The sequence below is a fragment of the Labedaea rhizosphaerae genome, assembly GCF_004362825.1.
Lineage (GTDB): Bacteria > Actinomycetota > Actinomycetes > Mycobacteriales > Pseudonocardiaceae > Labedaea > Labedaea rhizosphaerae.
The window spans coordinates 21,472-41,744 of sequence record NZ_SNXZ01000006.1 but is presented as its reverse complement, the minus strand read 5'-3'; the positions used below and the strand labels follow the sequence as shown (position 1 = coordinate 41,744).

At 69.7% G+C, this 20,273-nt stretch carries 20 protein-coding genes; 13 read left to right on the top strand and 7 right to left on the bottom strand.

All coding sequences use genetic code 11. The features are described from left to right. Positions 1-159: 159 nt before the first annotated feature. Both EV186_RS29070 and EV186_RS29065 read right to left on the bottom strand, forming a co-directional pair. Complete coding sequence (locus tag EV186_RS29070) at positions 160-702, bottom strand: flavoprotein (protein WP_133852676.1); 543 nt, start codon at positions 700-702, stop codon at positions 160-162. Continuing rightward, positions 699-2,051, bottom strand: coding sequence for a helix-turn-helix domain-containing protein (locus EV186_RS29065; protein ID WP_243754344.1), 1,353 nt, complete (start codon positions 2,049-2,051; stop codon positions 699-701). The genes EV186_RS29070 and EV186_RS29065 overlap by 4 nt, the downstream gene beginning before the upstream one ends. Between EV186_RS29065 and EV186_RS29060 the strand changes: the two genes are divergently transcribed. The 3 genes from EV186_RS29060 to EV186_RS29050 all read left to right on the top strand — a co-directional run bounded on the left by EV186_RS29060 (position 2,041) and on the right by EV186_RS29050 (position 4,854). Continuing rightward, positions 2,041-2,727, top strand: a complete 687-nt coding sequence (locus EV186_RS29060; RefSeq protein WP_208115850.1) for a hypothetical protein — start codon at positions 2,041-2,043, stop codon at positions 2,725-2,727. The genes EV186_RS29065 and EV186_RS29060 overlap by 11 nt on opposite strands. 9 nt (positions 2,728-2,736) lie before the next feature. Further along, positions 2,737-3,360 carry a Maf family protein gene (locus EV186_RS29055; RefSeq protein WP_133852675.1) on the top strand — a complete coding sequence of 208 codons (624 nt, stop codon included), beginning with the start codon at positions 2,737-2,739 and terminating at the stop codon, positions 3,358-3,360. Between the two features lie 162 nt (positions 3,361-3,522). After that, positions 3,523-4,854, top strand: coding sequence for a dicarboxylate/amino acid:cation symporter (locus EV186_RS29050; RefSeq protein ID WP_243754385.1), 1,332 nt, complete (start codon positions 3,523-3,525; stop codon positions 4,852-4,854). A 115-nt stretch (positions 4,855-4,969) separates the two neighbouring features. Here EV186_RS29050 and EV186_RS29045 read toward each other — a convergent pair whose 3' ends face one another. Further along, complete coding sequence (locus EV186_RS29045) at positions 4,970-5,686, bottom strand: hypothetical protein (RefSeq protein WP_133852673.1); 717 nt, start codon at positions 5,684-5,686, stop codon at positions 4,970-4,972. 152 nt (positions 5,687-5,838) lie between these two features. Between EV186_RS29045 and EV186_RS29040 the strand changes: the two genes are divergently transcribed. From EV186_RS29040 to EV186_RS29015, 6 genes are all read left to right on the top strand, one after another. After that, positions 5,839-7,626, top strand: coding sequence for an acetyl/propionyl/methylcrotonyl-CoA carboxylase subunit alpha (locus EV186_RS29040; protein WP_133852672.1), 1,788 nt, complete (start codon positions 5,839-5,841; stop codon positions 7,624-7,626). Positions 7,627-7,686: 60 nt separating this feature from the next. Next, positions 7,687-8,322, top strand: a complete 636-nt coding sequence (locus EV186_RS29035; protein ID WP_133852671.1) for a DUF1707 SHOCT-like domain-containing protein — start codon at positions 7,687-7,689, stop codon at positions 8,320-8,322. A gap of 40 nt (positions 8,323-8,362) precedes the next feature. Then, positions 8,363-8,866, top strand: a complete 504-nt coding sequence (locus tag EV186_RS29030) for a GNAT family N-acetyltransferase (protein WP_133852670.1) — start codon at positions 8,363-8,365, stop codon at positions 8,864-8,866. A gap of 135 nt (positions 8,867-9,001) precedes the next feature. Next, positions 9,002-9,454 carry a transcriptional regulator gene (locus tag EV186_RS29025; RefSeq protein ID WP_133852669.1) on the top strand — a complete coding sequence of 151 codons (453 nt, stop codon included), beginning with the start codon at positions 9,002-9,004 and terminating at the stop codon, positions 9,452-9,454. After that, positions 9,451-10,998: a hypothetical protein gene (locus tag EV186_RS29020; RefSeq protein WP_133852668.1), complete on the top strand. Its 1,548-nt coding sequence runs from the start codon at positions 9,451-9,453 to the stop codon at positions 10,996-10,998. Before EV186_RS29025 ends, EV186_RS29020 begins: the two co-directional genes overlap by 4 nt. 23 nt (positions 10,999-11,021) lie before the next feature. Continuing rightward, entirely contained in the window at positions 11,022-11,861 is an 840-nt protein-coding gene (locus EV186_RS29015) for an ESX secretion-associated protein EspG (protein WP_133852667.1), read from the top strand. 95 nt (positions 11,862-11,956) lie between these two features. Here the strand turns inward: EV186_RS29015 and glpD are convergent, their stop codons facing one another. Further along, positions 11,957-13,690, bottom strand: coding sequence for a glycerol-3-phosphate dehydrogenase (gene glpD / locus EV186_RS29010; RefSeq protein WP_133853075.1), 1,734 nt, complete (start codon positions 13,688-13,690; stop codon positions 11,957-11,959). A gap of 277 nt (positions 13,691-13,967) precedes the next feature. On the opposite strand from glpD, the gene EV186_RS29005 reads away from it, so the two are divergent. Together EV186_RS29005 and glpK are read left to right on the top strand one after the other, a co-directional pair. Continuing rightward, positions 13,968-14,714, top strand: a complete 747-nt coding sequence (locus EV186_RS29005) for an MIP/aquaporin family protein (RefSeq protein WP_133852666.1) — start codon at positions 13,968-13,970, stop codon at positions 14,712-14,714. A gap of 19 nt (positions 14,715-14,733) precedes the next feature. Next, entirely contained in the window at positions 14,734-16,248 is a 1,515-nt protein-coding gene (gene glpK, locus EV186_RS29000) for a glycerol kinase GlpK (protein ID WP_133852665.1), read from the top strand. 57 nt (positions 16,249-16,305) lie between these two features. On the opposite strand, the gene EV186_RS39110 is transcribed toward glpK, so the two are convergent. Together EV186_RS39110 and EV186_RS28995 are read right to left on the bottom strand one after the other, a co-directional pair. Next, positions 16,306-16,479 carry a hypothetical protein gene (locus EV186_RS39110; protein WP_166659383.1) on the bottom strand — a complete coding sequence of 58 codons (174 nt, stop codon included), beginning with the start codon at positions 16,477-16,479 and terminating at the stop codon, positions 16,306-16,308. Then, positions 16,466-17,014, bottom strand: coding sequence for a DUF4352 domain-containing protein (locus EV186_RS28995; protein ID WP_133852664.1), 549 nt, complete (start codon positions 17,012-17,014; stop codon positions 16,466-16,468). Before EV186_RS28995 ends, EV186_RS39110 begins: the two co-directional genes overlap by 14 nt. Before the next feature lie 220 nt (positions 17,015-17,234). Here EV186_RS28995 and EV186_RS28990 point away from each other — a divergent pair, with 220 nt between their 5' ends. Then, the gene (locus EV186_RS28990) at positions 17,235-18,116 is read left to right on the top strand and encodes an esterase/lipase family protein (RefSeq protein WP_133852663.1); all 882 of its coding nucleotides are present in this window, start codon (positions 17,235-17,237) and stop codon (positions 18,114-18,116) included. 46 nt (positions 18,117-18,162) lie between these two features. Here EV186_RS28990 and EV186_RS28985 read toward each other — a convergent pair whose 3' ends face one another. Then, complete coding sequence (locus EV186_RS28985; RefSeq protein ID WP_133852662.1) at positions 18,163-19,569, bottom strand: NAD(P)H-quinone dehydrogenase; 1,407 nt, start codon at positions 19,567-19,569, stop codon at positions 18,163-18,165. A 153-nt stretch (positions 19,570-19,722) separates the two neighbouring features. On the opposite strand from EV186_RS28985, the gene EV186_RS28980 reads away from it, so the two are divergent. Further along, positions 19,723-20,172 carry a gamma-glutamylcyclotransferase family protein gene (locus EV186_RS28980; protein ID WP_133852661.1) on the top strand — a complete coding sequence of 150 codons (450 nt, stop codon included), beginning with the start codon at positions 19,723-19,725 and terminating at the stop codon, positions 20,170-20,172. The last annotated feature ends 101 nt before the right edge of the window (positions 20,173-20,273 follow it).

Genomic DNA, 20,273 nt, shown 5'->3' with positions numbered 1-20,273 from the left:
ATCCATGCCAGGACACCAACCACGACGACGAGGAGGAGGAGGAACTTGCGCACAAGTCGTGGGTACTGGCGCATGCATCGTCAATACAAGGGTTTACACCCGGAAGGTGCACGCCTTGCCCAAGGCGCAATATGCTCCGGACAACGGGTGAAACGGCCCTCAGCGTTGGGACCTCGTCCACACTGCGTCGAGGGCCGCGCGCCACGGATACCGCTCCATCGCTTGGCCGCCCGTCCGCGGTGGATGCGGCACGAAACCACCGTCCCCGAACAACACCGTGACCCCGGACGCGCGCAGTTCGTCCACACTGCGCAGGAACACCCGGTTGGCGGCCAGCGCCGTGTTGACGAACGGCAGCACCACGATCGGCACGCCGAGCCCGGTGAGCTCGGCGAGCTGGGTCAGCACGTAGGTGTCGGCGATGCCCGCGGCCCACTTGTTGATCGTGTTGTAGGTCGCCGGGGCCACGACCACGGCATCGGCCTTGGGCAGCGCCGGTTGTCCCGTGCGCTGGTGGCCGGTGCGGACCGGGTGCCCGCACAGGTTGGCCAGCGCGTCGAGGTCGAGGAAGTGCTCGATCGCACTCGGCGTCGCCACGCACCAGACGTCCCAGCCATCGGCCTGTGCCAGCTTGACCATGCGGTCGATCTGGTCGGCCGGTCCGGCTCCGCAGATCATCAGGTAGAGGACGCGTTCGCTCACGCGGTGACTCCTGCCCGGTCGGCCATCCGCTTCACCATCCGCGCGGGCTCCCCGGTGGTGTTGTGCAGCAACGAGCGCAACAACCCGTGGGCCAGCGGACGACAGCGAACCTCTTCGGGTGCAACGAGTTCGGCGCGGCCCAGCAGCCGAACGGCCTCCCGGTAGCGGCCCGCCTGCGTGTTGGCTTCGGTCAAGTCGAGCAGGTAATTGGCCTGGCGCTCCGCGGACAGCGCCGCGACCGTCGCCGGGTCGATCGTGGCCGCGAACTCCAGCGCCCGCCCGGCCTCGTGCAGGCGCACCAGTGCCGATACGCGGTGGATGAGCACGTTGGTCAGGCCGAAGAACGTCTGGTGCGTCCGGTGGTGCGGCTGCAAGCGCAGCGCCGCGGCCATGGCTTCGTCGTGCATGTCACGGGCGAGGCGCGCGTCGTCCTGGCCGGCGGCGGTGATCGAGGCGCTGAGGTACAGCATTCCGTAGAGCGACAACAGTTCCTGTTCGTTTCGATTGGTCTCGTCGTGCATCCGGTCCGCCATGTCCAGCGACGTCGCGATCGCCTCGTCGCGCTGGCCGGTGCTCGTCATCGCGCGAGCCACGCTGCGCGTTGCCCGCGCCAGGCTCCAGGTGTCGTCGATCCGCAGGGCGGTGTGCATGGCCCGATCGGCCGCCAGCCAAGCCACGTCGTTCGCCTCGAACTTCAGCAACATGGACGACGCCAACCGGTAGGTCGTCACCAGCACGCGGTACGCCGCCACCTGTTCGGCGGCTGTCGTGACCAGGACGGCGCGCTGGGCGTCGTCCATGAGTTGCGGCAGGTGCCGCGCCACCACCGCGAAATGGGACGACAGCCATGCTTGATCAAGGTATGCGGCCTGCCGCTGAATGCCGACGACACCGACACGCCCGCTGTCACGAGCCGACAAGCCCGGATAGCGCCCCAGGGCCGAACGAATGGCCTGCACTTCGGCCGCGTCGACGCACTGCGCGGTGCGAGCAGCCTGGATGGAATCGGTCAGTGCGGCCGGATCGACGCCCAAGGCGTCGGCGACCCGCTCCAGCAACGGCAACCGGGTCAGCTCGCGCTCGCCCTTCTCCACCTTGTCCAGCCAGGACGTGGAACGGCCGACCATGTCCGCGAACTGCTTGCGGCCGAGGTTGCGGCGCAGCCGCCAATAGCGCACACGACTACCGACGTGCGGCGTTGCTTCGGCCATGACCGCCAGCTTAGACCGCGCAAAGTCACACATTTTGTACAACGTGTGACGCTCCGCTGTCCCTAGCGTCGGTTGCCGCTCCGCGAAAAGCGAAGCACGGAACGGCAACAAGACGAGGTGTCGACGAATGGCCAGCAAGCTGCTGCACGGCAACCCGGCCGCTGCGGGCATCCGACTCGAGTTGCCGCGGGCCGGCAAGCCGGTGTTCCGCGGGCCGCACGGTCCGGTGCCGTACGTCGCGCGGTGGAGTGCCGAAGAGGTACAGGACGCGCCCGTTGTCGAGACGCGGCAGGGCATCGCCTACGCCGACGAGTCCTCGGTCGATCGCGACGAGAACGGGTTGCTGTGGTCGCGTGTCTCGTCGCGGCCGGGAGTCGGGGAACCGCTCTACCGCCAGATGCACCCGTTGCGCCAACGCCGGGCCATGCGCCGGTTGCTGTGCCAGATCTGCGCCGGACCCGCCGACCGCAACGAACACGGCACGCTCTGGCTCATCCAGGACCAACGCCACGAGTGGCCCGGGTGGCCCGAACGCGCCCAGAACACCCACCCGCCGCTCTGCCTGCGTTGCGCCCGCATCGCCGTGAAAGCCTGCCCGTGGCTGAAACGGGGCTACGTCGCCGTGCGGGCGCGGTCCTTCGTCAGCGGCGCGTCGGGTGGGCTGTTCCGCACCGGCTGGCCGCGGCCGCGTCCCGTCCTTGCCGACGCCCGCACCCTCCAGTTCGGCGACCCCCGCCTCCGCTGGACGCAAGCCGACCAGCTCGTGCGCGAACTGGTGGGCTGCACCTATGTCGACGAAATCCTCGCTGGCTAGGCTGGCGGCATGCAGGTCGTGCTCGCCTCCGCTTCCCCCGCAAGGCTTTCCGTGCTCGAGGCCGCGGGGATCACCCCGCACGTCGTCGTGTCCGGTGTGGACGAGGACGCCATCGCGGCGGCGCTTCCCGCGCCGGAACCCGAACACGTCGTCGTCGCGCTGGCCGAGGCCAAGGCGGCCGCCGTGCTCGCCGAGGTCACCAAGTCACACCCCGACTGCGTGGTCATCGGCTGCGACTCGATGCTGCACCACAACGGCGAACTGCTCGGCAAGCCGCACACGCCCGAGGTCGCCCGCAAGCGCTGGGCGGCCATGGCCGGCACCACCGGCGACCTGCTCACCGGCCACGCGGTCCTGCGCGTCGAGCAGGGCCGGCGCACGGCGAGCGCCACCGGCACCCAGTCCACCACGGTCCGCTTCGGCACCCCGACCGACGCCGAACTCGACGCCTACATCGCCACGAAGGAGCCGTTGAAGGTCGCGGGCGCGTTCACCCTCGACGGGCTCGGCGGCTGGTTCGTCGAGGGCATCGACGGCGACCCGTCCAGCGTCATCGGCATCAGCCTGCCGCTCACCCGCCGCCTGCTCGCCGAGGTGGGGGTCACGGTGGACCAACTCTGGTCCACTACGTGAGACAGTCACCACTGTCCCTCGTTTGGTGGAAGATTCCGACGCATTGACCCGTTGGACTGGACCAGTTCAGTCCTTTCTGCGGAGGCATGCATGTCGGACACGCCACCCCCCACCGCGACCGAGGCCCCAGTCACCCAGCGTCGCGGCTCCCGGCTCAACCTGATCTTCGGTATCGCCACCCTCGTGGCGCTGGTCCTCGGCGCGTTGCTGGGGTGGATCGCGAAGACCACCGACGCGTCCTGGCTGGTCACGACGCTGGACCGGATCGGCACGATCTTCACCAACCTGCTGCAGTTCACCGTGGTCCCGCTGGTGTTCACGGCGATCGTCGTCGGCATCAACAGCCTGCGGCAGTTCGGCGGCACCCGGACTGCGGCCCGGCTCGGCGGCAAGACCGTGGCCTGGTTCGCGACCACGTCGCTGATCGCCGTGCTGATCGGCATCGCGATCGGCGTGATCGGCAGCCCCGGCAGCGGCATGGCCCCGCTGAAGCCCTCACAGGCCACCCTGGACAAGCTGGCCGACCGCAGCCAGGGCGACTGGTGGCAGGTCCTGACCAACATCGTCCCGGACAACTTCTTCAGCCCCTTCGCCGAAGGTGAAGTACTGCAGGTCGTGTTCCTGGCGCTGATCGTCGGCGTCGCGACCTTCGCGCTCGGGGAGAAGGCGGCGCCGTTCGTCACGGTCAACCGCGCGGTCTTCGACGTCATCCAGAAGATCCTCGGCTGGATCATCCGGCTCGCCCCGATCGGCGTGCTCGGCCTGATCGGCACCGCGTTCGCCACCTACGGCAACGAGTTCGTCAAGCCGTTGTTCTCGTTGATCGCGTCCGTCTACATCGGAACGTTGATCGTGCTGTTCGTGGTCTACCCGATCCTGCTGCGCTTCGTCGGGCACGTGAGCCCGCTGATGTTCTTCCGCAAGGCGTGGACGGCGCTGGAGTTCGCGTTCGTGTCCCGGTCCTCCGGCGCGACGCTGCCGCTCTCGCGCCAGACCGCGGTGAACCTCGGCGTCGAACCCGGGTACGCGGGCTTCGCCGTGCCGCTGGGCACCACGACCAAGATGGACGGTTGCGCCGCGGTCTACCCGGCGGTGGCGACGATCTTCATCGCCAACCTCTTCGGCATCCACCTGTCGTTCTGGCAGTACGTGGGCATCGTGCTGGTCGCCGTGTTCGGCGCGCTGGCCACCGCGGGCACCACGGGCTGGTTCACCATGCTGACGCTGACCCTGTCCACGATCGGCCTGCCGCCCGAGGTGATCGCCACCGGCGTTGCCATCGTCTACGGCATCGACCCGATCCTGGACATGATGCGCACCGCCACCAACGTGGCCGGCCAGATCACCGTCCCGGTGCTGGTCGCCCGCAGCGAGGGCCTGCTCGACGACGAGGTGCTCAACACCCCGACCCCGCCGCCGCTGCTGGGCGGCGAGCAGGTCGAGCCGAAGCCCAGGGTCGAGGAGCGGGAAGTCAGGGAAACAGCGTCTGTCTAGTGCCGCGGTTTCGGCCCGGCCTGTCTCGTGGAGGTCGCTCGCGACCGGAGCGAGGCAGGCCATGAAAGGGCCGAGACCCGCGCGAACGAAGAGAGCGCCAACCGGCACCGTTTAGCTAGCAGTTCACCATGGCCACTCCGCGAAGCTGGATGTTCGGGTAACCGGGCATGTTCTCCAGCTTCGCGTAGTGGTGCCTGGTGCAGCCGAGTTCGGTCCCGTTGGCCTGGAAGACCTGGCCGAACACGAGGCCGTCGGAGCAGGCGTCCGCGCCCTGGCAGTCGTACTGGATGGCGACGATCTCGGGCGCGGCGTCCCCGGAGACGTTCGACAACGCGAGGTAGCCCGCGCTGGACTGGAACTGGGTCTCCAGCGGGCTCCACGAATCCGATCGGCCGACGATGACCTCGCCGGCCACCCCGCCGTCGTAGGACCCGCGGATCAGGCACGCGGAGATCGTGCCGGCCTGGCACTGCAACGAGCTGTGGGTGAGCTTCACCCCGAGCTTGGTGATCTTCGTCTCGATCACCCGCCCGGAGCCCGTGCCGCCGCCGCCGATCCGCAACCAGCCCGACGTGCCGTCGCGGTCGGCGACCAGGTCGACCGCCGTCCCGGCGACCATCACCGTGCCGAGCACCTTGCACGGTCCGCGCTTGCACGCCGACGGGTCGATCCCCTGGTCGGGTGCCGGTGCAGGCGTGCTGGAGCGGGACGGCTGCGCGCCCGACCGGCCCGACGGCCGCATCAGCGCCGCCGCGGTCACCGACCCCGCCGCGACCAGCAGGGCCAGCACGATCGTGACGATCACCGAGGTCGGCGTTCGCCTGCCCGCCACGGTGTCCTCCCCTCGACTACCACTCGTGCGTGAGCATGCTCTCGGTTCCGGATGGCTCGCCAATCCGTAAACTCCGGGACCAGTTCACCCCTTGTTTAGTTCACCAGAGTGCCCCGGGTCGGCTACCGGGCGCCGTCGACGAGGAGGCATAGGTGCCGGACCTCACCCCGCTGCACAAGGTTCTTGTTGCCAACCGCGGTGAGATCGCGGTCCGGGTCATCCGGGCGTGTCGCGACGCCGGTCTGCCCAGCGTCGCCGTCTACGCCGATCCCGACCGGGACGCGCCGCACGTGCGGATGGCCGACGACGCCTTCGCGCTGGGCGGCAACACCCCCGGCGAGAGCTACCTCTCCATCGACAAGCTGATCGACGTGGCCAAGCGCTCCGGCGCCGACGCCGTGCATCCGGGCTACGGCTTCCTGTCGGAGAACTCCGACTTCGCGCAGGCCGTGCTCGACGCCGACCTGATCTGGATCGGCCCGAGTCCGCAGGCCATCCGCGACCTCGGCGACAAGGTCACCGCCCGGCACATCGCCACGCGTGCGGGCGCCCCGCTGGTACCCGGCACCAAGGACCCGGTGAACGGGCCGGACGAGGTCGTCGAGTTCGCCAAGGAACACGGCCTGCCGGTCGCGATCAAGGCGGCGTTCGGCGGTGGCGGCCGCGGCCTGAAGGTGGCCCGCACCATCGAGGAGATCCCGGAACTGTTCGATTCGGCGGTGCGCGAGGCGGTCACCGCGTTCGGCCGTGGCGAGTGCTTCGTCGAGCGCTACCTGGACAAGCCGCGCCACGTCGAGGCCCAGGTGCTCGCCGACAAGCACGGCAACGTGATCGTCGTCGGCACGCGGGACTGTTCGTTGCAGCGCCGCCACCAGAAGCTGGTGGAGGAGGCGCCCGCGCCGTTCCTGTCCGACGAGCAGCGCGCCACCATCCACAGCTCCGCCAAGGCCATCTGCAAGGAGGCCGGCTACTCCGGCGCGGGCACCGTCGAGTACCTGGTCGGCCAGGACGGCACGATCTCCTTCCTCGAGGTCAACACCCGCCTGCAGGTCGAGCACCCGGTCTCGGAGGAGACCGCGGGCATGGACCTGGTGCGTGAGCAGTTCCGGATCGCGGCGGGCGAGGAACTGCGGATCAAGGAGGACCCCACGCCGCGCGGGCACTCCATCGAGTTCCGGATCAACGGCGAGGACGCGGGCCGGGGCTTCCTGCCCGCGCCCGGCACGGTCACCAGGTTCGTGGTGCCCGACGGCCCCGGCGTCCGGGTGGACGCGGGCGTCGAGTCCGGCAGCGTCATCGGCGGGCAGTTCGACTCGTTGCTGGCCAAGGTGATCGTCAGCGGCGAGAGCCGCGAGGAGGCCCTGGCCCGGTCCCGGCGCGCGCTCGACGAGATGGTCGTCGAGGGCATGGCGACCGTGCTGCCGTTCCACCGCGTGGTGGTCCGCGACCCCGCGTTCGTCGGTGACGGCGAGACGTTCTCGGTGCACACGCGCTGGATCGAGACCGAGTTCGACAACCGGATCGAGCCGTTCACCGCCGTGCCCGCCGAGGGCGACGAGGAAGAGCCGCGGCAGAACGTGGTCGTCGAGGTCGGCGGTCGGCGCCTGGAGGTGTCGCTGCCGGGCAACCTGGCCGTCGGTGCGGTCGGCGCCGGGCCCGCGGCCGGGGGCGCCAAGGCCAAGCCGCGCAAGCGTGCGGGCGGCAAGGGTGCCGCGGCGGCGTCCGGGGACGCGGTCACCGCGCCCATGCAGGGCACGATCGTCAAGATCGCGGTGGAGGACGGCCAGACCGTCCAGGCCGGCGAGCTGATCGTCGTGCTCGAGGCCATGAAGATGGAGAACCCGGTCACCGCGCACAAGGCGGGGACGGTCACGGGTCTGTCCGTCGGGTCGGGCGAAACGGTCACCCAGGGCACGGTCCTGTGCGAGCTGAAGGACTAGGACTGGGCGAGCTCAAGGACTGAGGTCCGGAAGTCGGTTCTGACCAGTAGGATCGATGCCGTGAGCGAGTCTGCGGAAATCCGCGTGGGGGACACCGAGCGCGAGGCTGCGATGACCGCGCTCGGCGAGCACATGAGCGCGGGCCGCCTCGACATAGACGAATACGGCGAGCGGTCGGCGCGGGTCGTGGCCGCCAAGACGCGCGGCGAGCTGCTCGAGGTCTTCGCCGACCTGCCCGATCCGCGGCCGGTCTTCGGCCCCGCGCAGCCGGTGCGCCAGGCTCCGCAGTTCGGCCAGCCCACGCCGCCGCTCAACCCCGACCACCCGAAGCCGGGCGAGCCGTGGGGCTGGACGACCGAGGTGGCCCAGCAGTGGGACAACCGGCCGGTCGGGCAGCGGGTGGCCGCGGGCATGGTGCCGCTGGCGGTCGTCATTTCGCTTGTGTTGTTCTTCGCGGTGTTCCACGTGTGGTGGGTCTTCATGCTGATCCCGGCCGCCGCCGTGATCTCCGGGGCGATCCTGGGCGATCAGCGCCACGCCATCCAGGAGCAGCAGCGCCGGCGCCGCTCCGCCATCCGCGAGTCGCAACGGCAGACGCGTGAGCACATCCGCGACGCCCAGCGCCACACCCGCCACCAGATGCGGCACATGCGCCACCAGTACCGCCACGGCAGCCGGCGCGACCTCGACGAGTGATCGTTCCAAAGCTGTCGGTGGTCGCGGCTACGGTGCAACTGTGGAGCCGATCGAGATCAACGCGGGGCTGTTCTACCTGCGTGGGCTGCGTGCCGACGAGCTGATCGACGACCGTCCGGCGCTGGCCGAGGCGTTCGCCGATGAATCGATTCGGCAGGTGGTCCAGGCGGCCGATCCCGACGTCTACATAGGCATGCGCGCGCAGCAGTGGGCCGACGAGAGCGGGTGCTCGTGGGCGGTGGCCGAGCCGACCACCGGCCGCTTGCTCGGAGAGGCCGGGCTGGTGATCGAGGCCGAGGGCGCCCGGGCGTACTGCTGGACGCTGCCCGGCGAGCGGGGCAAGGGCGTCGCGTCCACGGCGCTCGGTGCCGTGCTTCGGTTCGGTCGTGGCGCGCTTGATCTGGTCACGATTCGGTTTCGGCACCCGGTTGGTGAACAAGCGGCCAGTCATGTCGCCAAGTCGTGTGGTCTTGTCCGGGACGACCAGGCCTTGGTGACCATTGGTGACGTCGAGTTCACGCAATGGCACGTCACCGTGAACTGAACGCAGCGGTAATTACACGACAAGTGAGGTGGGCCGATCGGATGCACGTGGGGGAAATGTCGACCCAATCGTCGAATCCGAGCATGTGCAACCGCTAAAGTTGGCTCACCACAGGATTTCCGCAGGGAGGACGGCGTGGCACCAGGCACTCATGGGCACGCTGGCAGCAGCTCGTCCGGCCACGGTCAGCACCACGATCAGGCGGGCAAGCACGGCCAGGCCGACAGCCATGACGATCGCGGCAACGTGCACGGTGGCGGCAGCGGGCTGGACGTCTCCCCCGATGTGGTGCCCGCACTGCGCTCGTCGTTCTTCGACGCGATGACGAAGATCGACCGGCAGATCGAACTGGCGGGTGGCGACCTGCGGCAGTCGTCGTGGGCGCAGGACCCGATCAGCCAGGACGCCGCCGAGATCTTCAACAACCACTCGGTGAACCCGGACGGCTCGGCGCTGGACATGCTGCGCGCCTACCGCAGCGAGCTGGAGGCCGCCGTGTCCGCGCTGGACGCGATCAGCAACCAGTACGAGGCGATGGAGCAGGACAACAGCGTGACCGTCGGCCAGCAGCCGGGAGGTGAAGCGTGAGCGGCGAGAACCTCGTCGGCACGGTGGTGAACACCGTGGTCAACACCGTGACCAGCACGGTCGGTGGCACGGTGAACGCACTGACCGGCGGTGCGGCCAAGGGCGCAGACAAGACTGTGAGCAAGCTCGACCCCGCGCGCTGGCAGGGCTACTCGCACGACGAGCTCTACAAGCTGCTGCACGACGGCCCCGGCGCCACCGCGTCGGCGTTACCTACGCAGCGGTGGAGCGAGATCGCGCTCACGCTCGCGGACGTGGACGCCGATCTGCGTGGCGCGCTGAACCGCTCGGCCGACGGCTGGCGCGGTGGCGCGGCGAGCGTGGCCTACGAGCGGCTGGGCACCCTGGCCACCTGGGCCGACTCGGCGGGCCAGAGCGCGGGCGCGATGCGCGACGCGACGCAGCGCCAGGCCGAGAACATCGCCAGGGCGCGCGCCGACATGCCCGCACCGACCAAGGTGCCGACGGCGAGCCCCGACCCGACCGCGGCGCCGGCCATGCAGGTGCTGGCCTTGCAGGGTGATCAGGAGACGCCGGACGCGGCCGCCTCGGCGGGCGAGCAGAGCGCGCACGACGTGATGACCACCTACCAGCTCAACACCGAGTCCACCGTGGAGTCGCTGGGCACGTTCGTCGCACCCGAGCGGGTCGCGACACCGCGGGTCGACGCGCACGGACACGGCCATGGGCACGGCATCGGCCTCACCACGCCGTCCGGTCTGATCGACGGCCTGCTCGGCGGGATCATCGGCGGCAACGGCAACGGCAACGGCAATCCCAACCCCCACGGGAACAACGGGAACCACGGCGGCTTCGGTGGTGGCGGCGGCACGTCGTCCTCCGGCGCCGGCTGGGGCGGCGACAGCGGCCCCGGCCGCTCCACCACGGTCCCGGAGCCCAGCAGCGGCGGCCGCCCGACCGGCGGCTACAGCAGCCCGCTGCTGCCCGGCCTCGGCTACGACCGCGAGGAGAGCAGGCGGGCCAACAACATCCCCGGCCGCACCTCCATGCCGGGCACCAGCGGCCCGGTCAGCGGGATCGAGTTCACCAGCGGTCCCGGCGGCGGTCCAGGCGGCGGTCTCAATGGCGCCGGCAGCTTCAACGGCGTGCTCGGCGGCCCGAACAGCGCCCTGCCGAACGGCGCGGCACCCGGCGCGCACGGGCTCACCAGTGCCAACCCCGCCGCGGCCGCGCTCAACCCGAACGAGATGCCGCCGCCGGCGGCGGCCGCGGGTTCGGCCAACACCATGACCTCGGGCACCACCGGTGGCGGCGGTGTCACCGGAGCGTCCGCCGGGCACGGTGGCGCCGACCGGCTGCTCGGCCGCCGCGGCTTCGAAAGCAGCATCGGCACCGGCAACGGTTCGTGGCTCGCCGAGCCCGAGCCGGCCGCGCCGTCGTCGGTGAGCAGTGGCAGCACGCCACGCAGGCGGGACTTCAAGGCGCAGGTCCGGCTCACCGAGAAGGTCACGGTGGACGGCAAGGACGTGCAGCTCCCCGAGCGCGTCATCGGCGGCCGCCGTGGCGAGGACGAGGAACGGTGACGGCTGGGAGATGATCGGCCCGCATGCGTTCGGTCTTCGCCATCGACACTGACCAGGACCCGGCTGACCCGGTCACCCTGACCGCGCTCGAGTTCGACGTGCTCTGGCAGCACCTCGACCTCGGCCCGATGCCGCTCGTGCTCAAGGTCCCGTCCCCCGGGAAGACGGAGCTCGAGCGGGCCCGGCTGGTGCGCCAGGCCTGGGACTCCCTCGGCAAGAAGGGCCTCGGCCGGCAGGTCGACCTCGACGACGAGCTCGTCGCCATGTTGCGCCTGTTGTCGCGCCCCGAGCGCGAGGTCGACGGCCGGTTGTGGCTGGACAAGCGGGTGCGCGTGCTGGCCGCGTCGCGCGAGGAGCACGCCGTGCTGGCCGTGCTCAGCGGCGACGAGCTGACGTTGAGCAGCGCCGATGCCACCGGCCTGGCCCGCTACGCGATGTCCGTGCTGCCCGAGGCGGCCGCCGGACCCGGGCACTCGGTGACGATGCGGAGCGTGGACTTCGAGGCCGCGGCCAAAGCGGCGGTGAAGCACGAGGACCTGGCGGACGAGCTGCAGAAGGTGGGCCTGCGCAAGACCGACGCCGACGTCCTCGGCGAGATGATCGGACCGGTCCAGCGCCAGGGCCAATTCGGCGCCGCGGCCCGCGACAAATGGGGAAAACGCGTCCGGTTCGGCCGGGTGCTGAGCTTCTTCGACACGAAGGACGGGCGATACCTCCAGCTCCGCAGCGAGGATGAAGACCCGTGGATCACCATTTCCCCGGTCGACCACCGGCGCTTGCGGCAGCATTTGGTGGAATTGCACGAGGCTTCACTGAACCCACAACCGAAGCCACCTCCGGTGCAGCGCCCCACCCTGCATTGAGCGGCAAGAACGACCGATAACTCCGGGACCAACGACGGATATCCCCCGGACCGAAGGCCAAGCCCCAGCTGACGGGTCCAGCAGCAACGGCCGAATCAGCTGACGGGGTCCAGCAGCAACGGCCGCGGCTCCGGAGCCGCGGTCCGCGCCTGATCCGCCGCCTGGTCGTTGGGCTCGACCTGCGAGTCACGCTCAGCCTGCACCCGGGCCAGGTAGATCTCCACTTCCCGGGTCCGGGTCTCCTGGTCCCAGCCCAGCACCGCCCCGGCCAGCTCGGCGACCTGCTCGGCGCAGTCCACCCCGCGGTGCGGGTATTCGATGGAGATCCGGGTCCGCCGGGCGAGCACGTCCTCCAGGTGCAAAGCACCTTCGTGGCTCGCCGCATAAACGACTTCGACCTGCAGGTAATCCGGTGCGGCGGTCAACGGCTTCAGCAATTCCGGCCGGTCCGCGGCCGTCGCGAGCACTTCGTGCACCAAAGCGCCATAACGGTCCAGCAAGTGCCGCACGCGGTACGGGTGCAGGCCGTGCCGCGCCCCCAATTGATCGACCTGGTTCACCAGGGCGTGGTACCCGTCGGCGCCGAGCAGCGGCACCTTGTCCGTGATGGACGATTGCAGCCGGCCCGGAAGGTCTTGTGCCGCAACGTCGACCGCGTCGGCGGCCATCACTCGGTACGTCGTGTACTTGCCGCCCGCGATCGCGACCAGGCCGGGCGCGACCCGTGCGACCGCGTGTTCGCGGGAAAGCTTCGACGAGGATTCGCTTTCCCCGGCCAGCAAGGGACGCAGGCCCGCGTAGACGCCCTCGATGTCGTCATGGGTCAACGGCGTCGCGAGCACGGAATTGACGTGGTCGAGGATGTAGTCGATGTCGCCCTTGGTGGCGGCCGGGTGCGCCAGATCCAGGTTCCAGTCCGTGTCGGTGGTGCCCACGATCCAGTGGTTGCGCCACGGGATGACGAACAGCACCGACTTCTCGGTGCGCAGGATCAGCCCGGACTCGGCCACGATCCGGTCGCGCGGCACCACGATGTGCACGCCCTTGCTCGCCCGCACCCGGAACCGGCCACGCGAGCCCGAGAGCCGCTGCAACTCGTCGGTCCAGACGCCGGTGGCGTTGATGACCACGCCCGCCTGCACGTCGACCTCGTCGCCGGTCTCGACGTCGCGCACGCGCACACCCGACACGCGGTCGGCCTCGCGGATGAAGCGGACCACCTGAGTGGACGTGCGGACCACGGCGCCGTAGTGGGCGGCCGTGCGGGCGACGTTCATGGTGTGGCGGGCGTCGTCGGCCTGGGCGTCGTAGTAGCGGATGCCGCCGATCAGCGCGCCGCGCTTGAGGGCGGGCACCATGCGCATCGCGCCGGCCCTGGTCAGGTGTTTCTGGCCGGGCACCGAGCGGGCGCCGCCCATCGTGTCGTAGAGGAACAGACCGGCCGCGGTGTACGGGCGCTCCCACACGCGGTGGGTCAGCGGGTACAGGAAGCTGACCGGCTTGACCAGGTGCGGGGCGATGCGCGTGAGCATCAGCTCACGCTCGTGCAGGGCCTCGCGGACCAGGCCGAACTCCAGCTGTTCGAGGTAGCGCAGCCCGCCGTGGAAGAGCTTGCTGGACCGGCTCGACGTGCCCGACGCCAGGTCGCGCGCCTCCACCAGGGCGACCCGCAGGCCCCTCGTGGCGGCGTCCAGGGCCGCACCGCACCCGACGACGCCACCGCCGATGACCACCACGTCGAAGGTTTCCGACGCCAGACGCTGCCAGGCGGTCGCCCGTTCGGCCTCGCCGAGCTTGCCCGCACGGCCGTAGTCGGCCGTCGCGTCCACAGTGGAACCGTCGGACCGGCCCCCATTCGGCTTGCGCGGTGGCACGATCGCCTCCTCGACCTCACGGAACCGGACACCGACAACGCTACCCGGAGTGCGCCCGTTTCGGGTGGTGGGCGCGGTCGCAACGATCATCCGGGACTTCCAGCCGTGGACAGTTAACCAAGAATCTGGGTACCGTCCGGCTGACTCAGGGTAGGCACCGCCGCCAGCCCCGTCAGGCCGAAGCGGTGGCCGTCCCGTGCCTTATATCGCCTTGTGGCGGGAGAGGACGGACATGAACTTCGGCGAAATCATCGTTTGGGAGACCCTGGGCACCGCGGCTTTGATCCTGCTGGGTTGCGGTGTCGTGGCCAACGTGGTGCTCAAGAACACCCTTGGCAACAACGGCGGATGGCTGCTGATCACGGTGGGTTGGGCGTTCGCGGTGTTCGTGGGCGCGAGCATCGCCAACCCCACCGGGGCGCACCTGAACCCGGCCGTGACCATCGGCTTGATCTCGACCGGGCACTCCAACTTCGGCTGGGCCTACGTCCCGGCATACCTGATAGGTGAATTCCTGGGGGCGTTCCTCGGCGCCACGTTGTGCTGGCTCGCGTACAAGCTGCAGTTCGACACCCACGACGAGCCCGCGAACACCCGCGGCATCTTCTGCACCGGCCCGACCGTGCGCAACCTGCCGTGGAACTTCGTCACCGAGGTCATCGGCACCTTCGTGCTGGTGTTCTGGATCCTGCTGAGCCCCGGCGTGAAGGTCGGCTCGGACGGCATCCCGTCCTTCGGCAACGGCGCGCTCGGCTACGCGGGCGTGGCGTTCGTCGTGTTGGTCGTCGGTACCTCGCTGGGTGGCCCGACCGGTTACGCGATCAACCCGGCCCGTGACCTGGGCCCGCGCATCGCCTACGCCGTGCTGCCCATCCGCGGCAAGGGCAGCCCCGAGTGGGACTACTCCTGGGTGCCGGTCGCCGGCCCGCTCGTCGGCGGCATCCTGGCCGGCCTGATTTTCCAGATCCTGCCCACCTGATCGAAAGGCACAAGACCTGATGACCAAGTACGTCGCCGCGATCGACCAGGGCACGACGTCCACCCGGTGCATGATCTTCAGTCACGCGGGCGAGGTCGTAGCGGTCGATCAGAAGGAGCACGAGCAGATCTTCCCGAGGGCGGGCTGGGTCGAGCACGATCCGGAAGAGGTGTGGCGCAACACCAGGGAGGTCACGGCCGGCGCCCTGGCCAAGGCCGACGTCAACGCCTCCGACATCGCGGCCGTGGGCATCACCAACCAGCGCGAGACCGCGGTGGTGTGGGACAAGACGACCGGCAAGCCCGTCTACAACGCGATCGTCTGGCAGGACACCCGCACCGACCGGATCGTCACCCAGCTAGGTGACCTCGGCGGCGGCCAGGAGCGGTACCGGTCGAAGACGGGGCTGCCGCTGGCCACGTACTTCTCCGGGCCGAAGGTCCGCTGGATCCTGGACAATGTGGACGGTGCCCGGCAGAAGGCCGAGGCCGGGGACCTGCTCTTCGGCAACATGGACACCTGGCTGATCTGGAACATGACCGGCGGGGTCGACGGCGGCATCCACATCACCGACCCGACCAACGCGTCCCGGACGATGCTGATGGACCTCGACACGCTCCAGTGGGACGAGGAGATCGCCGGCGAGATGGGCATCCCCATGTCCATGCTGCCGGAGATCCGGTCGTCGTCGGAGGAGTACGGCAAGGTCCGCGAGAAGGGCTCGCTGGCCGGGGTGCCGATCGCCGGCATCCTCGGTGACCAGCAGGCCGCGACGTTCGGGCAGGCGTGCCTGTCCCCCGGCGAGGCCAAGAACACCTACGGCACCGGCAACTTCGTGCTGCTCAACACCGGCACCGAGAAGGTGATGAGCGAGAACGGCCTGCTGACCACGGTCTGCTACAAGATCGGCGACAACGCGCCGGTGTACGCGCTGGAAGGCTCGATCGCGGTCACCGGGTCGCTGGTCCAGTGGATCAGGGACAACCTGGGCATGATCACGGCCGCGCCGGAGATCGAGGAGCACGCGCGCACCGTCGAGGACAACGGCGGCTGCTACTTCGTGCCCGCGTTCTCCGGCTTGTTCGCGCCGTACTGGCGTTCCGACGCCCGCGGCGCGATCGTCGGGCTGACCCGGTTCGTGAACAAGGGCCACCTGGCGCGGGCGGTGCTCGAGGCCACCGCGTTCCAGAGCCGCGAGGTCATCGACGCCATGAACGCCGACTCGGGCGTTCCGCTGACCGCGTTGAAGGTCGACGGCGGCATGGTGGTCAACGAGTTGCTGATGCAGTTCCAGGCCGACATCCTCGGCGTCCCGGTGATCCGGCCGGTGGTCGCGGAGACCACGGCGCTCGGCGCGGCCTACGCGGCGGGTCTCGCGGTCGGCTACTGGGAAGGCGAGGACGACATCCGCAACAACTGGGCCAAGGACAAGGAGTGGACGCCGAACATGGACGAGGCGGCCCGCGACAAGACCTTCGCGCAGTGGAAGAAGGCGGTCACCCGGACGTTCGACTGGGTGGAGGCCGACGACTGATCGCTTGGCGCGTGCTCATGGGTGGCCGTGCGGCCACCCATGAGCACGGCTCCTGACTCACACCTTGCCGGGGAACAGAGCTGTCGCACGAGCGTCCGGCAGCTCACCGTGCTGCAGCCGCAGGCGCAGCCCGAGGTAGCTGTACCACTTCTCGCACAGCGCACCGGCCGGCTCGACCCGGTCACCGGGCTCGGGCATGGCGTTCGTCGAGGAGTGGTCAGGCCTTGCCAACGAAGACCGCCTTCGCCGCGGTGATGTTCGGCTGCAGCGCCAACTGGAAATCACCCGTGCCCTTGCCGACCACGAAGGCCAGCTTCACCTTGTAGGTCTTGCCGGGCAGCACGGTCGCCGACGTCGAGGTCGTGTCGTCGCAACCGCCGTCGGAGTCGAAGAGCGGCTCGGCCTTCTCGCCGTTGAACTGGGCGTCGCCGCCCACCGACAGCACCCCCGGGTCGAAGTTCTCCTTGGTCCCGTTGACCACGAGGATCGTGATCAGGACCGCGCGCGGTGGGTGTTGCGGCGAGGAGTACTCGCTGGGCTTGCACGTCACCGGCTTGGCCACCTCGACCGCCAGACCGTCCGGCCACGTGTAGCGCTTACCCCAGGTCGCCGTTCCGTCCTGCCCGGAACCGCCGTTCTTCGTGGCCGCGGCGTTCGTGCCGGAGCCATCGCTGACCGTCCCCTTGCCCGCGTCGTCCAGGCAGCCGGCGGTGGTCAGCACTGCGAATCCGGCCGCGACGGCCGCAACAATTCGCGTAACCCTCATGTAATTTCCTTCTCACCCCAGTGATCGGTGCCAGTTGGCACCGCAGGGACTATCGCTACAGAGCGTCACTCGTTTCAGCCGCGGGCCACTGGGCGTGTGTGACCGAACACAATCCGAGCCCGAAAAGTTTGAACCAGATCCCATCGCGTTCGGTGTGCTCTCGACCACATGATGTGAGGCGGGTTACCGATCGGTAGCCGACATCACGGAGGAGGTCGGGATGCGGGTACGACGGTGGCTCAAGGCGGCGACCGCGACAGCGGTGGCAGTGACCACGCTTGCGGTGGCCGCGCCGTCCGCGCAAGCGGCGACGTACACGGTGCGGCACAACCTGGCCGAGGGCATCGCCGCGATGCTGCCCGACCCGTCGAAGGCACCGCCCGGCGTGAACGTCGACTGCCACCCGAGCGCGGCCCACCCGCGGCCGATCGTGTTGGTGAACGGCACCTTCAGCAACATGATGGACGACTGGGCCGGCATGGGCCCGACGCTCGCCAACGCGGGCTACTGCGTCTACGGCTTCAACTTCGGCGGCGGCTCGCACGACCTCATCCAGTCGATCGGCCCGGTGCGCGACGCGGTCAGCGCGCTCAACAGCCGCGTGAACGAGGTGCTCGCGGCGACCGGGGCCGCCAAGGTGGACCTGGTCGGCCACTCGCAGGGCGGCCTGATCGCCGAGTTCTACACGAAGTTCTACGGCTACAACAAAGTCGCCAACCTGGTCGGGCTCTCGCCGACCACGCACGGCACCTCGCTGGACGGTTTCGTGAACCTGGCGCAGTTCTTCCCGGGCGCGCTCGACCTCGTCAACACGCTCTGCGCGGCCTGCTACGACCAGACGCCGGGCTCCAGCGTGATCCACGACCTCAACAACGGCGCCGTGGCGGTGGCCGGCGTGAAGTACACGATCATCGAGACGCGGTACGAGTTCGTGGTGACACCGGCGGGGTCGGCGTTCATCAATGAGCCGGGCGTGACCAACGTGTGGGTCCAGAACAAGTGCCCGTTCTCACTGACCGACCACGCCGGCATGTCCTACGACAAGGCGACGTGGAACATCGCGATGCACGCCCTCGACCCGGGGCACGCCATCTCCTGCTGAGCAGACCGGTGGGGCTGGTTCCGCGTGCGCGGAACCAGCCCCACCGCTAGTCCAGGTCGTCGTGGCGCATCAGCTGGCGGCCGGCTTCGGTGATCGAGCCGGACAGCGAGGGGTAGACCGAAAAGGTCAGCGCCAGGTGCTCGACGGTGAGCTGGTTCTGCACGGCCAGGGCGATCGGCAGGATCAGCTCGCTGGCGGTCGGCGCGACGACCACGCCGCCGATCACCACGCCGGTCGCGGGGCGGCAGAACAACTTCACGAAGCCGCGGCGCAGGCCTTCCATCTTCGCGCGCGCGTTCGTCGCCAGGGGCAGCATGATCGTGCGCGCGGGCACCTCACCCGAGTCGATGGCGGCCTGGCTGATGCCCACCGTCGCGATCTCGGGGTGGGTGAACACGTTGGCCGCCACCGTCTTCAGCCGGATCGGGGCCACGCCCTCGCCCAGGGCGTGCCACATCGCGATGCGGCCCTGCATACCGGCCACGGAAGCCAGCATCAGCACGCCCGTGCAGTCCCCGGCCGCGTAGACGCCCGGCACCCCGGTGCGGGACACGCGGTCGACGGACACGAAGCCGCCCGGACCGGTCTCGATGCCGATCTTGTCCAGGCCGAGGTCCCCGGTGTTCGGCACCGAACCGACGGTCATCAGGGCGTGGCTCGCGTCGAGCGTCTGGCCGCCCTGCAACCGGACCTTCACGCCCCTCTCGGTGCGCTCCACGGCCTCGGCCCGCGCGTGCTTGATCACCGTCGTGCCGCGCTCGGCGAAGACCTCCTCGAGCACCGCGGCCGCGTCGGCGTCCTCGTGCGGGAGCACGCGGTCGCGGCTGGAGATCAGCGTGACCTTGACGCCCATCTCGGTGTACGCCGACGCGAACTCGGCGCCGGTGACGCCCGAGCCCACCACCACGAGGTGTTCCGGCAGCTCGGGCAGGTCGTAGAGCTGGCGCCAGTCCAGGATCCGCTCGCCGTCGGGCACCGCGCCGGGCAGCACGCGTGGCGTTGCGCCGGTGGCGATCAGCACGACCTCGGCGTCGAGGGTCTCCAGGTGCTCGCCGTCGCCGCCCGCCACCACGACGCGGTGCGCCGCGAGGCCCGGCGTGTCGTCGCAGAACCGGGCGGTGCCGGTGATCAGCCGGATGCCCTCGCGCTGCATGCGGGCCCGGATGTCGGCGGACTGCGCGAGCGCAAGCCCCTTCACCCGGCCGTGTACGACCGGCGTCTCGACGACCGCCTCGTCGGGGTCGGCCCGGATGCCCAGTTCGCTGGCGCCGCGGATGGTGGACCGGGCCCCAGCGGAGGCGATGAACGTCTTCGAGGGCACGCAGTCGTACAGCACGCACGCGCCACCGAGACCGTCGCGCTCGACGAGCGTGACGTCCGCACCGTGCTGCGCGGCCACGAGCGCGGCCTCGTAGCCGGCCGGGCCGCCGCCCATGATCACGATCCTGGTCACCCGCATGCCTCCCCGGTTGCCGCACGTCACGGCCGACAGTTGCCGATAGTCACCGTACGCGGGCCGCTCACTGGACAGTCCGGGTGGCCGCGATTCGGTGATGTGGGCTCGTCACTGCACCGTGTGACGACTCGTGTCGCTACGCTGTGCGTCGTGCCGCTCTACGCCACCTACGGGTCGAACATGGATCCAGGCCAAATGATGGAGCGAGCCCCGTACTCGCCGATGGCCGGTACCGGGTGGCTCCCCGGCTGGCGCCTGACGTTCGGCGGTGAGGACCTCAGCTGGGAAGGTGCCCTCGCCACGATCGTCGAGGACCCCGAGTCCCAGGTCTTCGTGGTGTTGTACGACGTCCCCCCGCGCGACGAGTCCAGGCTGGACCGCTGGGAGGGCGCGCTCGGGTTGTACCGGAAGATCCGGCTGCGCGTGCAGACGCTGGAGGGCTCGGTCCTCGCGTGGTTGTACGTGCTGGACGCCTACGAGGGCGGCCTGCCGTCGGCCCGGTACCTGGGCGTGATGGCCGATGCCGCCGAGGCGGCCGGAGCGCCGGCCGACTACGTGGCCGATCTGCGCATCCGCCCGTGCACGGGCATAGGTCCCTGATCACCTGGTGACACCTTCTCCGGGACAGGCCAGTTCTCCCGAGCAGGCAGGCCGAGTGGGTCGCTGATCGGGACTTAAGACCTCGGAAAAGACATATCCGG